The following is a 13647-nucleotide window of genomic DNA, read 5'->3' as shown; positions in this document are numbered from 1 at the left end:
TAAAAGTAAATTTAATATTTGAATTTTTTCTTGTATCTTATTAAGATAAAAGCTAAGACTTATAAGAAATATTTTTCTCAAATTCTTTTAAACGCTTATATATGCTTCTAAGTTGAGTGATAGTTGTCCAGTTTGTGATAAAAACACTAAAAGAGCTTCGTACTTGATCAAAAGCATTGTTAATCTGCATTACAATACCAAGTCCTATAGCTCCAGCAAAAAGCCCTGGTGCCATGATTAAAAATGGCACTATAACTATCATTTGCTCAAATAAAATGAGCCAAATATTAAAATATCCATAATGTAAAAAAAGTCTTTTATAGTTAAATTTAAGCCCTGTAAAAAGCTCTATCATAGTCTCATTTTTAGCATATTCTTTGCGATTATCCTCAGCATAAACAAGCTCTTTTCTAAAAGCTGCTTCAGCTTTTTGATTGTTATATTCAAGTCCAGGAAGCTTAATACCTACAAACCATGACACAACCAAGCCTCCTAAAGAAATCAAAAGTGCAATATAAACAAGCAAACCATCAATGTTTTTTAAAAAATAAAAAGAAGAATTTTCGCTTAAATTTGCAAATAAAGCTTTACTCACAACATCACTTAAACTCCATAAAATCGGAATAAATGCTACAAGGGTCATCAAAGCTTTTATAAAACTAAGTCCTAAACTCTCTACGATTTTGGAAAAATTATAAGTATCTTCTTGAATTCTTTGCGAACTTCCTTCTATATTGTCATCTTTATTTTTCCAAAATTTTAAATAAGAAAAAGTCATAGCCTCACGCCACTTAAAAGCATAGACGCTAGCAAAATAGATATTAATCGTAGCGATTAAAACATAAGGAATAGCAATAGCCAAAAAAACTAAAATCAAAGCATAAAAATCATTTGCTGAATAATTTGGCTTTTCAATCATAGCCCTAGAGTTGAAAAAATATTCTAATAAATTTTGATAATAATACAATGCGCCTTTATTGATAAAATTAGCTTTTTGGAAATTTTGCTCAGCTCTTTGATTAGCCTCTTGGATTAAAGTGGCATTATTTTCGAAATTAGTTTCTATTTTTTGCGTAGAATTAGAATCCAAAAGTTCTATTTTTGGCTTTTGTAAAACATTGTAAAAATCACTATACCATGAATTTATAGCAACATTTAAGCTTGTTTGTATATATAAGAAAAATAACAGTAAAAAAAGTCCCAAATAAGCCCATAAAGCCCATTTTTTACTTTTAAAAAACGAAGAGAACATAATCATCACCTTTAAAATAAAAATTCTAATAAACTTTTTTTAATGAAAAGTTTATTTTTTACCTAAATAGTCTTTAATATTGTAATCAATAGGCATAACAAAACTGATTTTATCACCATTTTTTAACATTTCTTTAGGCGGTTTTGGCAATGGAGAAGCTCTTTTAAATAAACTTAAAGCTTCATCATTGAGCGCTGCATAAGGGCAAGATTTTTTAAGCTCTTTGCTTAAGACATTTCCGCTTTCATCAATGCTTACGCGAATTCTTACAACGCCTTCTTGTTTTTGCATTATCGCTTCTTGAGGATATTTTTTAAATTTAGTCAAATGAGCCATAAGCAAAGCTTGATAGCTTTTAACTTGTTCTTTGGCATTGCCACTTACTATAGTTTGTGTTTTATCTTCATTACTTTGTAGCGGAGCACTGAGCGATTCATTTTTAAATTTTGAATTTTCACTTGCATTAGCTATTTCTTTTTGAGCTTGGTTTTCATCTTGCTTTTCAATCTTTTTTTGAACTTTTAATACAGCATTTTTATCTTGAGAATTAAGACTTATTCTTTCGTCTTGTTTTTTGTTTTTATCTTGAGAATTACTCTTTTTTTGATCAATCGAAACTTCTTTTAATTCCCCGATAGGAAGCTCTGATACCATCATAATGGAAGTAAATTCCGCTCCTTGTTTAAAATCAACACCACTTGATTTTTCTTGAGTATAAAAAGAAAAAAGGAAAAACATTAATACTAAAGTATGCAATATCAAACTTAACACAAACCCAAAAATCACACTAGACTTCATACTAATCCATCTTTTTACTTGAAAGAGCTATTTTTCCATAGCCATTCTCTTTTAATTTTTGCATTACTTGCATAATATCTTCATACTTTACACTTTTATCGATATGAAAATAAATAATTTCTTCTTTATTGCCTTTGGTTTTTATATCTAAAGCACTTGAAAGATTTTCTAGGCTTAATTTATCATCATTAATAGCCAAAGTATTATCAGTATTTAAATAAAGTATGATGGGATTTTTAAGCTTATCCTCTGCTTGCTGCGAACTCTTGGGTAATTCTATTTTGATAGAACTTGTGATAAGAGGAGTAACAGCCATAAAAACAATCAATAATACAAGCATAATATCTATAAAAGGAGTTATATTGATCTCACTTAACTCCTCTTCTTTGTGAGCCATTTCAGTTTTTATCATTAAAATAACTCCTATGAAAAAGTATATAGACAAAATTTGCAAGCTCATCTAAATGGTGCATAAGTTTTAAATTTTTTCTTGTAAGATAATTATAAAAAAGCACCGCAGGGATAGCAGCTATCAAGCCAAAAGCTGTAGCAAACAAGGCTTCAGCTATACCAGGCGCAACGACTGCCAAAGAAGCATTGCCAAGATTTGCTATACCTATAAATGCATTCATAATTCCCCAAACTGTTCCAAAAAGCCCTATAAAAGGTGCGCTAGCACCTATGCTCGCAAGCAAACTCAAACCATTTTTGCTTACTGTGATTTGCTTTGAGACGGTATTTTGTAAACGCAATTCTATACGCTCTTTTATCTGATCATTTTTATATTCACTTTTTTCAAGCTCATCTTGAATTTCTAAAGATAAAACACCTGCAAAATCTTTTGTCTGATCTAATTCATTGAGATTTTTTAATTCTTTTATCTTTTGTATAGATGAGTCTAAATTTTTTTTCATAAAATAAAATTGCATAAGCTTGGAAATAAAAACTGCCCATGCTAAAATGGAAAATAAAACCAATATATAAATAACGCCTTTTACCACCTCATCAGCATTTTGATAAAGACTAGAAAGAGAAAGCTCTATTTTAGGTGCTTCGGTTTCTATCTTGGGAGAATCAAACGATAAATTTATATCTGTTACATTTACTTCTGCATTTAAATTTAACAATAAAAAACAAAATAAAAACATTTTTTTTAACATTTGTATATTCCTTAATATTTATATTCAAAACTTACTATAAAAGTACGGCCGCGAGCAGAGTTATTATAAATATAAATAGGATCAAATAACCCTCCAGCATTTTGACTATCACCAGTATTATAAGTATAAAGCGCATCCATATAGTTTTTGTCAAATAAATTTTGTATCTCTGCTTTGATTGTAAAGTTTTTCAAAATTTTATAATTTACATAAAGATCAACGATAGTTGGTATTTTTGGTAATTCATCTGTAGTTTTAAGCGGAGCCATAGCATCAGGATTACTTGGATCATCATCCAAACTGCCTACAGGAGCTACTCTCTTTGCTTTTCCTGTATATTTAGCAAGAGCTCCTAGGATTAGTTTTTCTTCAAATAATCTTACACCCATATCAAGATTAGCATAATGCTCTGGAAGTTGAGCAAATTGACTTTGGCCTGATTGTGCTCCACCTGTTTCTAAAGATTCTGTATCTGAAAATTTATGCTTGGATTTTTGATAAGTATAAGATAGTATAGAATAAAAAAACCCCGTATCGTATTTAAACTCAAGCTCAACTCCGTGGAATTTAGCTTTTTCATCATCATTTAATTGCATAAGAAAGATAGTATTGTCAGCTTTTTGCCAATATCTTCTATTATAAATATAATTTTTCACCTTAGTATCATAATAAAGCACTTTAAAACCTAAAGTATCATTATTGTTTAAAATTTCATGTGCAAAAGAATTGAAACCAATTTGATAAGTATCTGCACTTTCAGCCTTTAAAAATGTATTCATATTATGCTCAAAACTTGCATCATGAGTAAAAAAATACTCTTGAACATTTGGGATTCTATGGCTTTTAGAATAAGAAATAAAAGGATTGAAAAGTGGATGGATATCTGCTGAAAGCATTAAAGAATAATTAAAATTATTGTAATCCTTTTCTAAATTTGTCGCATTTTTTGGCTGACAATAAGGATTAGCCATGCTACAAACTCCCTTATATCCACTTAATTGTGCATTGATCCAATTGACATTAGAATTTAGGGTGAAAATTCCCTTTGTAAAACTCGTATCTAAATAAAGGGTTTTAATATCTTGTTTTCCTTTAGGATAAAAACTAGTCAAAATATAAGGCAAAAGCACTCTATCTTTTGGAAAATCATTGCTATAATGATTATTTAAAATATTAATCCCATAAGTAAAATACAAATTTGAATCTTGTGAAAATTCTTTATTCATGGTATTGCTAAGATCAAAAGTTACCGCTCGATTTTTAGTCTTAACTCCACTCATATCGTGATAACCCCAAGTGCTGCCTTGATTATACTTTTGCTTTCCGTCATTATAAGCAAATAAAAATTTTAAATCCAAAAGATTAGAATCAGGATTTAAACGATAGTCAATTTGATAAGTATCATTTGCAATCTTTCTACCTGCAAGATTGTTCTTATAAGCTCTATAGTTTAAAATCGCCTCATTGATATCAGATTTGTATTCTACTTTAAAGAGCTGACTTCTAGGCTGATTATAAAGATTGTTTGGATTTATAGGTGCTGCTAAATTATCATCTGGAATGCCATCATCATCAGTGTCAATTGGGGGTTTTTGATCGCCTATATAGCCTCCACCTCCGATTTTATAATTTTGAGAAACATTTTGTCCACTATAAGCAAATAAAATGCCTAAATTAGCATTATTTTCTAACATAGTTTTTCCTGCTATAGCACCCATAAAATCAGGCCCTATAGCATTGCTACCATAAGAGTATTTTCCCAAAAAACCAAAAACTCTTCCTTCTTGTACTATATCATCTACACCTATAGTTCTAAAATTAGCCGAACCCATTAAAGCATTAACCCCATTTGCTCCATTAAAAGTTCCACGATTAACATCTAAGGCGACTAAAAAATTTTTATCTATTGGAGCTGTAAAACTTGAAGTTCCAATTTGCCCATGAAAGCTATCATCACTTGCAGAACCAAAAAAAGTTTGAGTTACGCCATCAATTTGTGTATTTACTCTTCCAAGTCCTGTCATACCGCGAATATTTACTGAAATTCCCCCCTGTGCTTGATCTACTTGAGTATAAGCACCAGGAACACTACGTACTATAGAATCTATACTTTGAGTGCTTGAATTTAAATTATCTCTTGTGCTTGTTGCTCCAGGAGTTACAAAGGGCTTTTCATCGTTTTTGATTTTTGAGCCTGAAATTTCAAGACTATCAAATTCTAATTCTTCGGAAAAAGTATAATTAGCAAAACATAAACCCATAACACAAAATAAACTTAATTTTTTCATTAATTTTTCCTTAATAATAAATAAAAGTATAATCACTGTCTTTTAAATCCATTCCTCCATAGTTTAAATTCACTACAACTATTTTTTTGCTGCTTTTAAAATCTTGTATATGTAAAGGAATTCCTATTTTTTTACTTGTATGATAGCTTCCAGCTAGCAATAAAACTTTATTTGGATGATGAACCAATACATCCGCCATACGCCTGTCTTTAAATTGCTGAATTTCTACTAATTTATCTACCAATTTTTTATTTTCTTCAGGATTTAACTCATGGCTTAAGGATATAATGTCAAAAAGTTGTTTTTTTACTTCATTTGTGGTTGAAACATAACCCTTTAAGGGCTGAGCCCCATTATAAATACTTGTAATTTCTGAGCGTGAAAGATTTGCACCTAATATTTTTGACCTTGAATAAAAAACCACATTGACAAATTGCTCATAATCTTTCCATTTCCAGCTTTTATCCCAGTTTAGCGCATTAGCAAGTTCGTTAGCCTTAATGTTTTTTTTATTTTTTAAGGCTTTATCCAAGTGATTTTGTTCCGTGCTTGCTAGCATTTCTAAAGCTACATCAAAGCTGATATTTTGAGAACTTAAATTTCCTTCTAAAGCATTAAAAATCATAACTTGACTTATCTTGTGCTTTGCTTCATCGTGTTTTTCGCCAAGCAGTATCACATCTGCTTTTAGCAATTCTAAAATCATATCTTCAAAAGAAATCTTTTTTTGAGTATGCATATCAAGTATATAAAAATCTTTATTTTCTTGAAGTGGAGATGATTTTTGCAAAACGGTACAAGCATTAAAGATAAAACCTATAAATAGCGTGCCTAGTATAATATAAAATTTCATTATTATTGTTACCTTCTTAGCAAATAATTTTTGATATTGAATATTAATATTTTATATATAAAAATACTCTTAAATATTTATATTAAAATTTAATTAATTATAATTATTATCAAAATTTATTATAATTAAATGAAAATATTTATCAGTTATAAAATTATTAAATTATTTTATATTTACTTTTTAATATTAATATTTCTTATCAAAATATCTAAAAAGGAATTAATGTCTATGAAAAAAATAATTTTATTTTTACTATGCGTTGGCTTTGCTTTTGCTTGCTCTGAACATTCTCATACTGATTTTAAAGATCTTAATAAAACCAAGTATAATTCTCAATAAAGGATAAAATATGAAAAAAATCTTCTTTATGTTTTTAACGGCTTTTTCATTTTTAGGTGCTAGCGAGCTTAATATTTACTCAGCAAGACATTATGATGCTGATTTTGAAATCATAAAAAAATTCGAAGAAAAAACAGGCATTAAGGTCAATCATACTCAAGCTAAAGCTTCAGAACTTATTAAAAGGCTTTCTCTTGAAGGAAATAACTCTCCTGCTGATATTTTCATCACAGCTGATATTTCAAATCTTACAGAAGCTAAAAATTTAGGACTTTTATCCCCTGTTTCATCAAAATATTTAGAAGAATTTATACCTGCTCATTTAAGAGATAAGGATAAAGAATGGTTTGCGATTACAAAAAGAGCAAGAATTATTGCTTACAATAAAAACGCAAATATCGACATTAGCAAAATGAAAAATTATGAAGATTTAGCAAAAGCTGAATTTAAAGGAGAAATTGTCATGAGAAGTGCTACAGCTCCTTATAGCAAAACTCTTTTAGCATCTATTATAGCTAATGATGGAAGTAAAGAGGCTAAAGCATGGGCTAAAGGTGTACTTGAGAATCTTGCGACAAACCCAAAGGGTGGGGATAGAGATCAAGCCAGACAAGTATTTGCAGGCGAAGCTAAATTTGCAGTTATGAATACTTATTATATAGGGCTTTTAAAGAATTCTAAAAATCCAAAAGATGTAGAAGTGGGGAATTCTTTGGGTATTATTTTTCCTAATCAAGACAATAGAGGAACGCATATTAACATTAGCGGTATTGCTATGACAAAATCAAGTAAAAATCAAGATGCGGCTAAAAAATTTATGGAATTTATGTTAAGTCCTGAAATTCAAAAAATTCTTACTGATAGTAATTATGAATTTCCTATAAGAAATGATGTAGAATTAAGCCAAACGGTAAAGGATTTTGGAACTTTTAAAGAAGATCAAATTCCTGTGAGTAAGATAGCAGAAAATATTAAAGAAGCTGTTAAAATTTACGATGAAGTCGGTTTTAGATAATGTATAAAACCTTAAAATACTATAAACTCGGGGCAATTTTACTTGCCCTTTTTCTTGCTTTGCCTATTTTTGGTATTTTTGCTGAACTTTTTTATATTTTATTTCAAAATTTTAACACAAATGTTTTAACCCAATTTTCATCTATTAAAGAAAATTTGAGTCATTTTTTTGATTATTTATTTTTAAAATTCATCAAAGATACTTTTATAATTAGCGTGGGAGTATTGTGTTTAAGCTTGATTTTGGGTGTGAGTTCTGCTTATTTGATCGCAAATTATGATTTTTATTTCTGTAAAATTTTAGAAAAATTACTCATTTTACCCTTGGCCATACCTGCTTATATTTTAGCCTTTGTTTATGTGGGAATTATGGATTTTCAAGGATTTTTTCATGAAAATTTTGGCTTTAGGATAGATTTTTTCAATCATTATGGTGTTATTTTTGTTTTGGCTATTTCTTTATATCCTTATATTTATTTATTTGCTAAAACAGCTTTTAAGAGTGAAGCTAAAGAGGCTTATGAAGTAGCTAAAATTATGAAATATTCTGAATTTAGAATTTTTACACGCGTGGCACTTTTGAGCGCAAGACCTGCCATTTTTTCTGGAGCTTTATTGGTTTTAATGGAAACTTTAAGTGATTATGGTGCAAGTGCTTATTTGGGAGTGGATACTTTTTCGGCTGGAATTTTTAAACTCTGGTATGATTTGAATGATTCTTATTCTTCTAGTGTTTTATCGGGTATTTTAATGCTTTTTGTATTTTTGATTATGTATGTGGATTATTATTATAAAAATAAACATCATTATAGTTTTAATCAAAATTTAACTCTTTTTATCAAAAAAAGGAAATTAAATCCTATTAAACAAATTCTATCCTGTATTTATTGTTTTATGATTGCTTTGGTAGGTTTTATTTTACCTTTTATTTGGCTAGTTTATTGGGGGCTAAAAGATCATAAGCTTTTTGAATCACAATTTTATATTATCAGTTTTCAAACTATAATCTTAGCTTTAATCACTGCTTTAATTACCACTTTTTTAGCTTATTTTTTGATGTTTAGTTCTAGGATAGTTAAAAATCATTTTTTTAATTTATTTATTTTAAAAATAAGTTCTTTGGGTTATTCTATACCTGCTGCTGCTTTAGGGATTAGCATTATAGTGCTTTTTGTATTTTTGGATAAAATTTTTCACATGAGTTTATTGGGAAATTCTTTATTTGTTCTTGTTTTTACTTATATAATTCGTTTTTTAGCGAGTGCAATTTATTCTTTAGAAGGAGGATATAATAAAATTCATCTAAATATTGATGAGGCAAGTTTAAATTTAAGAGCGAGTTATTTTATTTTATTTTTTAAAATTCACACACCTTTAATGAAACATTTTTTATTTTTAGCTTTTATTATTGTTTTTATTGATACGATTAAAGAACTTCCTTTAAGTAGAATTTTAGCACCTTTTGGCTTTGAAACTTTAAGTGTTAAAGCTTTCTGGTTTGCAAGTGATGAAAGAATTTATGATGCAGCTTTGCCTTCCTTGTTTATCGTTTTTCTTTCTTTAATGGTTGTTGTTTGGATGGATAAAATCACAAGGAAAGATGATGTTAGAAATTAAAAATTTATCTAAAAATTTTGGAAAAATACAAGCTTTAGAAAATATCAATCTTCATGTCAAAGAAGGAGAATTTTTAAGCATTTTAGGAGGTAGTGGAAGCGGAAAAAGCACGCTTTTAAGGATTATTGCTAAGCTTGAACAAGCTAGTTCTTATGATTTGTTTTCTTGCAAAGGTGAAGTGGCTTTGATGTTTCAAAATTATGCTTTATTTCCTCATTTAAATGTTGAGAAAAACATACTTTTTGCACTTTACGATAAAAAAGATAAAAATCAAATTTTAAATCATTTGCTTAAAACTTTTGAAATTGAAGATTTAAGATATAAAAAAATCGATGAAATTTCAGGAGGGCAAGCGCAAAGAGTGGCTTTTGCTAGAGCTATAGCAAGAGGATGTAAGCTTTTGCTTTTAGATGAACCTTTTTCTAATTTGGATCAAAATTTAAAACAGGATTTAAGAAGAGAATTGAAAAAAATGATAGAAAATCAAGGCATTACGGCTATTATGGTAACTCATGATATTGAAGATGCTTATTGCATGTCTGATCAAATCGCTTTTTTAGAAAAAGGAAAAATCTTAGCTCATGCAAATCCTAAAGAGCTTTATTTTAAGCCTGATTTTAAAAGTGCGCAAATTTTACCTGATTTAAATATCATAGAAGAAAAACTTGATTTAGAAGATGAATTTTTTGCTTGGATAGCTTCAAAAAATTATATTTTTGGTTATGCAGAGCTTAAAATAGGAAATCGCTTTGAGGCTAAAATTTTACAAAAAGAATTTTTAGGGGCTTTTTATAGACTTAAGTTAAGATATAAAAATATAGAATTTTTTATGTTATTAAGTTCAAATTATAACTTAGAAGAAAAAATAAATTTTGATATTATCAATTTTTAGCTAAAATTCCTAAAAATCTTTTAAGGACAAATTTCATGAAAAATCTTTTAATCATAGGCGCAGGTGGGGTAAGTCGTGTGGCTACTGTAAAATGCGCAATGAATTCTGATACTTTTAGCAAAATCACTTTAGCTAGTAGAACAAAAAGCAAATGTGATGAGATCGCTGCTTTTATCAAAGAGCGTTTAGGGGTTCAAATTGAAACGGCGCAAATTGATGCTGATGATAGCAATGCGGTTGTAGAACTTATCAAGAAAACAGGAGCGCAAATTTTACTCAATGTTGCTTTGCCTTATCAAGATTTGAGTTTAATGGATGCTTGTATAAAAGCAGGGATTGATTATGTAGATACGGCAAATTATGAACATCCTGATTTAGCTAAATTTGAATACAAAGAGCAATGGGCGAGAAATGATGAGTTTAAACAAGCAGGAATTTTAGGACTTTTAGGAAGTGGATTTGATCCTGGTGTAACTAATGTTTTTTGTGCCTATGCACAGCAAAATTTATTTGATGAAATTTCTTATATAGATATTTTAGATTGCAATGCAGGTGATCATGGCTATGCTTTTGCGACCAATTTCAACCCTGAAATCAATCTACGTGAGGTTTCTGCTAAAGGGCGTTATTGGGAAAATGGCAAGTGGATAGAAACAGAGCCTATGGAAATAAAAATGGAGTGGGATTATCCAGAAGTAGGTGTGAAAGATAGCTATTTGCTTTATCATGAAGAACTTGAAAGCTTGGTAAAAAATATCAAAGGTTTAAAAAGAATACGCTTTTTTATGACTTTTGGACAAAGTTATTTAACTCATATGAAATGCCTTGAAAATGTTGGAATGCTAGGGATTAAACCTGTGATGCACCAAGGAAAAGAAATCATTCCTATAGAATTTTTAAAAACCTTACTTCCTGATCCTGCAAGTTTGGGACCACGCACCAAAGGTTATACCAATATAGGTTGTGTGATTCGTGGTAAAAAAGATGGAAAAGACAAGCAAGTTTATATTTATAATGTTTGCAATCATGAAGAATGTTATAAAGAAACTGGTGCACAAGCTGTGAGCTATACTACAGGTGTTCCTGCTATGATAGGTACGAAATTAATCGCTAAAGGGATTTGGCAAGGAAAAGGCGTGTTTAATATGGAAGAATTTGACGCTAAGCCTTTTATGGAAGAGCTGAATTCTCAAGGACTTCCTTGGAAGATTATCGAAATGACTCCAAGCTTAGGAGAGTAAGTGCTAGAGCACTTACTTTTGTCCTATATAAATAAAGTGCTCCACACTGCCTTCAAAATTATATAGATTAATTAATTCATAATCTCCCCAAAATAAAGGTTTAAAAGGTTTAAAATCTTCTTTTAATTCTTCTATGTCTTTAGTAAAGCGTATATATGAAGAACCGCTCAATCTACCACTTGGACATCCTTTTACTTCACGTAAGCCATTATCCATAAGTTCTCCTCTTTCATACATACTATAGCCTTTATCACTCATCATAGTTGCAAATATAATAGCTCCTTCATTGCATAGTTCATAAAATTCTTGCACAGCTTCTTTAAAAGCTTGTTTTGTAAGATAATATAAGCTTTGATTTGCAAATATAAAATCCATTTTTGTATTGAAGAGTTTTTTAAAGCTAGAATTAGGAGATATGATGTGAAAATTTTTAGAATCTAAGCAAGGATCTTTTTCCCAAACTTTTTTTAAACTAGGAACTATATCAATGCCATAAGGCTCTATACCCCCCCCCAGTTATATTTTTAAAATACTTAGAATGCACTCCATTTCCGCAACCAAAATCAAGTAATTTTCCACTTGTTTTGCTTAGTTTGTATTTTAAGATTCTCTCGTAAAATCTTATAACATGACCATCAGGATATTGAAGTCCATAACCTTCTTTGTCATATTTTTGAGTATATGCAGATAAAGAATTATCCATTTTTGCTCCTTTTCGTATAGAATTTTGACATTAAGCCAAAATTCATTCTAACACAAAAAGGATTAAAATTATTTTACAGGGTGAAGTTCATTTGCATAAAAACTAACTGATCCCATACCTTCTTTTAAAGCCCATTCATAAGCTTTTGCAACAAATTCCCAATTGATATGAGCATAGAATTTCTCTAAATAAGCAGGGCGTGCATTACGATGATCTACATAATAAGCATGTTCCCAAACATCTACAACAAGTAAAGGAACTTTATCTTCAGTAATCGGTGTAGCTGCGTTTGAAGTGCCTACAAATTCTAGCTTTTGATTTTTAGTATTATAAACTAACCAAAACCATCCTGAACCAAAAACTCCTGTAGCACCTTTGATGAATTCAGCTTTGAAATTTTCTAAAGATCCAAATTCTTTTTCTAGCGCCGCTTGTAAATTAGCATCTATACTTTGACATGAACCGCCACAACCACAGCCTGTACTTGGCTTAATGCAATCAAAATAAAAATCATGATTATAAACTTGAGCTGCGTTATTAAATACGCCCCCATTTGAAGTTTTGATAATACTTACAAGATCTTTACCTGCAAATTCAGTATCTTTGATAAGATTATTTAGATTTGTAACATAAGTATTGTGATGTTTTCCATGATGATAGCTAAAAGTTTCAGCACTCAAAAAATCACCAAAAGCATTGGTATCATAAGGTAATTTTCTTAATTCAAACATAATTTCTCCTTTATTTTTAGTTTGATATTGAAAATATTACCATAATAATATTAAAAAGAGTAAAAATATCTTAAAAGCTTAGTGGGTAAAATTTCTATTTATTTAATCTAAATAAAATAAGATATATTTATAATATATTTTAATAATAATTTAAATGTATATAAAAAATTATATTTTTTGAAATATTTTTACAAAAAATATCTATTTGTTGGTTTTTAATAATTACAATTAATTTGCAACTAAAAATTATTCATAAGGAGGAAAATATGAAAAAAGTTGTACTAATCTCAGCATTACTAGGTGCTCTCGCAGCTAATGTTTTTGCAGCTAATACTCCAAGCGATGTGAATCAAACACATACAAAAGCTCATCATTCAAAAGCTAAAGCTGATAAAAAACATGAAGCTAAAACTCACAAAAAAACAAAAGAGCAAACACCAGCTCAATAATGCCCAGCCTTGATATAAGTCTATAATAGACTTATATCAAAAGCTATCCGTATTCTACAAAATAAATTATTAATATTTATTAAATTTTAATAGAAAAAATGAAAAAATCGTTATTTTAAAAGAAAAATTAAAAAGTGGTGACCCATACGAGACTCGAACTCGTGTTACCGCCGTGAAAGGGCGATGTCCTAACCGCTAGACGAATGGGCCACTTTTAAGGAGTAAAAAATAAAAATGAAATTGAATTATATATATTTATTTCTTAAAATTTAATTAAATATATCAAAATTATGTGATTTTTATCTTTGTT

The 13647-nt window shown here is 29.3% G+C and carries 14 protein-coding genes, 1 tRNA gene and 1 pseudogene; 6 read left to right on the top strand and 10 right to left on the bottom strand.

The genetic code is table 11. The annotated features are described in order from the left end of the window. Nucleotides 1-52: 52 nt before the first annotated feature. The 6 genes from AJN69_RS04950 to AJN69_RS04925 are packed head-to-tail and all read right to left on the bottom strand — an operon-like array spanning nucleotide 53 to nucleotide 6351. Nucleotides 53-1258, bottom strand: a complete 1206-nt coding sequence (locus AJN69_RS04950; protein ID WP_083262288.1) for a putative transporter — start codon at nucleotides 1256-1258, stop codon at nucleotides 53-55. 45 nt (nucleotides 1259-1303) lie between these two features. Further along, on the bottom strand, nucleotides 1304-2050 hold the full coding sequence (locus tag AJN69_RS04945; protein WP_002867104.1) for an energy transducer TonB: 747 nt from the start codon (nucleotides 2048-2050) through the stop codon (nucleotides 1304-1306). A gap of 1 nt (nucleotide 2051) precedes the next feature. Next, on the bottom strand, nucleotides 2052-2462 hold the full coding sequence (locus AJN69_RS04940; protein WP_002851714.1) for a biopolymer transporter ExbD: 411 nt from the start codon (nucleotides 2460-2462) through the stop codon (nucleotides 2052-2054). Further along, nucleotides 2449-3210, bottom strand: coding sequence for a MotA/TolQ/ExbB proton channel family protein (locus AJN69_RS04935; protein WP_070287916.1), 762 nt, complete (start codon nucleotides 3208-3210; stop codon nucleotides 2449-2451). Before AJN69_RS04935 ends, AJN69_RS04940 begins: the two co-directional genes overlap by 14 nt. Nucleotides 3211-3221: 11 nt before the next feature. Next, nucleotides 3222-5498, bottom strand: a complete 2277-nt coding sequence (locus tag AJN69_RS04930) for a TonB-dependent receptor domain-containing protein (protein ID WP_070248048.1) — start codon at nucleotides 5496-5498, stop codon at nucleotides 3222-3224. 10 nt (nucleotides 5499-5508) lie between these two features. Then, nucleotides 5509-6351: a ChaN family lipoprotein gene (locus AJN69_RS04925; RefSeq protein ID WP_052949929.1), complete on the bottom strand. Its 843-nt coding sequence runs from the start codon at nucleotides 6349-6351 to the stop codon at nucleotides 5509-5511. Nucleotides 6352-6573: 222 nt separating this feature from the next. On the opposite strand from AJN69_RS04925, the pseudogene AJN69_RS04920 reads away from it, so the two are divergent. The 5 genes and pseudogenes from AJN69_RS04920 to AJN69_RS04900 all read left to right on the top strand — a co-directional run bounded on the left by AJN69_RS04920 (nucleotide 6574) and on the right by AJN69_RS04900 (nucleotide 11454). Beyond that, a pseudogene (locus tag AJN69_RS04920) lies at nucleotides 6574-6704 on the top strand (hypothetical protein). Then, nucleotides 6701-7705, top strand: a complete 1005-nt coding sequence (locus AJN69_RS04915) for a Fe(3+) ABC transporter substrate-binding protein (protein ID WP_002870690.1) — start codon at nucleotides 6701-6703, stop codon at nucleotides 7703-7705. Before AJN69_RS04920 ends, AJN69_RS04915 begins: the two are co-directional and overlap by 4 nt. Further along, nucleotides 7705-9321, top strand: a complete 1617-nt coding sequence (locus AJN69_RS04910) for an iron ABC transporter permease (RefSeq protein WP_070239767.1) — start codon at nucleotides 7705-7707, stop codon at nucleotides 9319-9321. Before AJN69_RS04915 ends, AJN69_RS04910 begins: the two co-directional genes overlap by 1 nt. Next, a complete protein-coding gene (locus tag AJN69_RS04905; RefSeq protein WP_072223564.1) occupies nucleotides 9305-10213 on the top strand; it encodes an ABC transporter ATP-binding protein in 909 nt (302 codons plus the stop codon). Before AJN69_RS04910 ends, AJN69_RS04905 begins: the two co-directional genes overlap by 17 nt. A gap of 35 nt (nucleotides 10214-10248) precedes the next feature. Beyond that, the gene (locus AJN69_RS04900) at nucleotides 10249-11454 is read left to right on the top strand and encodes a saccharopine dehydrogenase family protein (RefSeq protein WP_002881175.1); all 1206 of its coding nucleotides are present in this window, start codon (nucleotides 10249-10251) and stop codon (nucleotides 11452-11454) included. A gap of 12 nt (nucleotides 11455-11466) precedes the next feature. Here the strand turns inward: AJN69_RS04900 and AJN69_RS10315 are convergent, their stop codons facing one another. The 3 genes from AJN69_RS10315 to sodB all read right to left on the bottom strand — a co-directional run bounded on the left by AJN69_RS10315 (nucleotide 11467) and on the right by sodB (nucleotide 12888). After that, nucleotides 11467-11829 carry a hypothetical protein gene (locus AJN69_RS10315; protein WP_002870694.1) on the bottom strand — a complete coding sequence of 121 codons (363 nt, stop codon included), beginning with the start codon at nucleotides 11827-11829 and terminating at the stop codon, nucleotides 11467-11469. A 109-nt stretch (nucleotides 11830-11938) separates the two neighbouring features. Continuing rightward, nucleotides 11939-12157, bottom strand: coding sequence for a hypothetical protein (locus tag AJN69_RS10310; protein ID WP_002857297.1), 219 nt, complete (start codon nucleotides 12155-12157; stop codon nucleotides 11939-11941). Nucleotides 12158-12225: 68 nt separating this feature from the next. Next, a complete protein-coding gene (gene sodB / locus AJN69_RS04885) occupies nucleotides 12226-12888 on the bottom strand; it encodes a superoxide dismutase [Fe] (RefSeq protein ID WP_002851662.1) in 663 nt (220 codons plus the stop codon). A gap of 266 nt (nucleotides 12889-13154) precedes the next feature. On the opposite strand from sodB, the gene AJN69_RS04880 reads away from it, so the two are divergent. After that, nucleotides 13155-13337, top strand: coding sequence for a hypothetical protein (locus AJN69_RS04880; protein ID WP_070239765.1), 183 nt, complete (start codon nucleotides 13155-13157; stop codon nucleotides 13335-13337). A gap of 135 nt (nucleotides 13338-13472) precedes the next feature. On the opposite strand, the gene AJN69_RS04875 is transcribed toward AJN69_RS04880, so the two are convergent. Further along, nucleotides 13473-13547: transfer RNA gene (locus AJN69_RS04875), tRNA-Glu, on the bottom strand. Nucleotides 13548-13647: the final 100 nt, after the last annotated feature.

The sequence above is a fragment of the Campylobacter sp. BCW_4338 genome (assembly GCF_001763255.1).
Taxonomy (GTDB): Bacteria; Campylobacterota; Campylobacteria; order Campylobacterales; family Campylobacteraceae; genus Campylobacter_D; species Campylobacter_D jejuni.
This window is presented reverse-complemented; position numbering and strand designations above follow the sequence as displayed.

What these genes read in the sequence shown, in the direction of transcription:
- AJN69_RS04950 (WP_083262288.1), bottom strand. Translation starts at nt 1,258, where the DNA reads ATGATTATGTTCTCTTCGTTTTTTAAAAGTAAAAAATGGGCTTTATGG.
- AJN69_RS04945 (WP_002867104.1), bottom strand. Translation starts at nt 2,050, where the DNA reads ATGAAGTCTAGTGTGATTTTTGGGTTTGTGTTAAGTTTGATATTGCAT.
- AJN69_RS04940 (WP_002851714.1), bottom strand. Translation starts at nt 2,462, where the DNA reads ATGATAAAAACTGAAATGGCTCACAAAGAAGAGGAGTTAAGTGAGATC.
- AJN69_RS04935 (WP_070287916.1), bottom strand. Translation starts at nt 3,210, where the DNA reads ATGTTAAAAAAAATGTTTTTATTTTGTTTTTTATTGTTAAATTTAAAT.
- AJN69_RS04930 (WP_070248048.1), bottom strand. Translation starts at nt 5,498, where the DNA reads ATGAAAAAATTAAGTTTATTTTGTGTTATGGGTTTATGTTTTGCTAAT.
- AJN69_RS04925 (WP_052949929.1), bottom strand. Translation starts at nt 6,351, where the DNA reads ATGAAATTTTATATTATACTAGGCACGCTATTTATAGGTTTTATCTTT.
- AJN69_RS04915 (WP_002870690.1), top strand. Translation starts at nt 6,701, where the DNA reads ATGAAAAAAATCTTCTTTATGTTTTTAACGGCTTTTTCATTTTTAGGT.
- AJN69_RS04910 (WP_070239767.1), top strand. Translation starts at nt 7,705, where the DNA reads ATGTATAAAACCTTAAAATACTATAAACTCGGGGCAATTTTACTTGCC.
- AJN69_RS04905 (WP_072223564.1), top strand. Translation starts at nt 9,305, where the DNA reads ATGATGTTAGAAATTAAAAATTTATCTAAAAATTTTGGAAAAATACAA.
- AJN69_RS04900 (WP_002881175.1), top strand. Translation starts at nt 10,249, where the DNA reads ATGAAAAATCTTTTAATCATAGGCGCAGGTGGGGTAAGTCGTGTGGCT.
- AJN69_RS10315 (WP_002870694.1), bottom strand. Translation starts at nt 11,829, where the DNA reads ATGGATTTTATATTTGCAAATCAAAGCTTATATTATCTTACAAAACAA.
- AJN69_RS10310 (WP_002857297.1), bottom strand. Translation starts at nt 12,157, where the DNA reads ATGGATAATTCTTTATCTGCATATACTCAAAAATATGACAAAGAAGGT.
- sodB (WP_002851662.1), bottom strand. Translation starts at nt 12,888, where the DNA reads ATGTTTGAATTAAGAAAATTACCTTATGATACCAATGCTTTTGGTGAT.
- AJN69_RS04880 (WP_070239765.1), top strand. Translation starts at nt 13,155, where the DNA reads ATGAAAAAAGTTGTACTAATCTCAGCATTACTAGGTGCTCTCGCAGCT.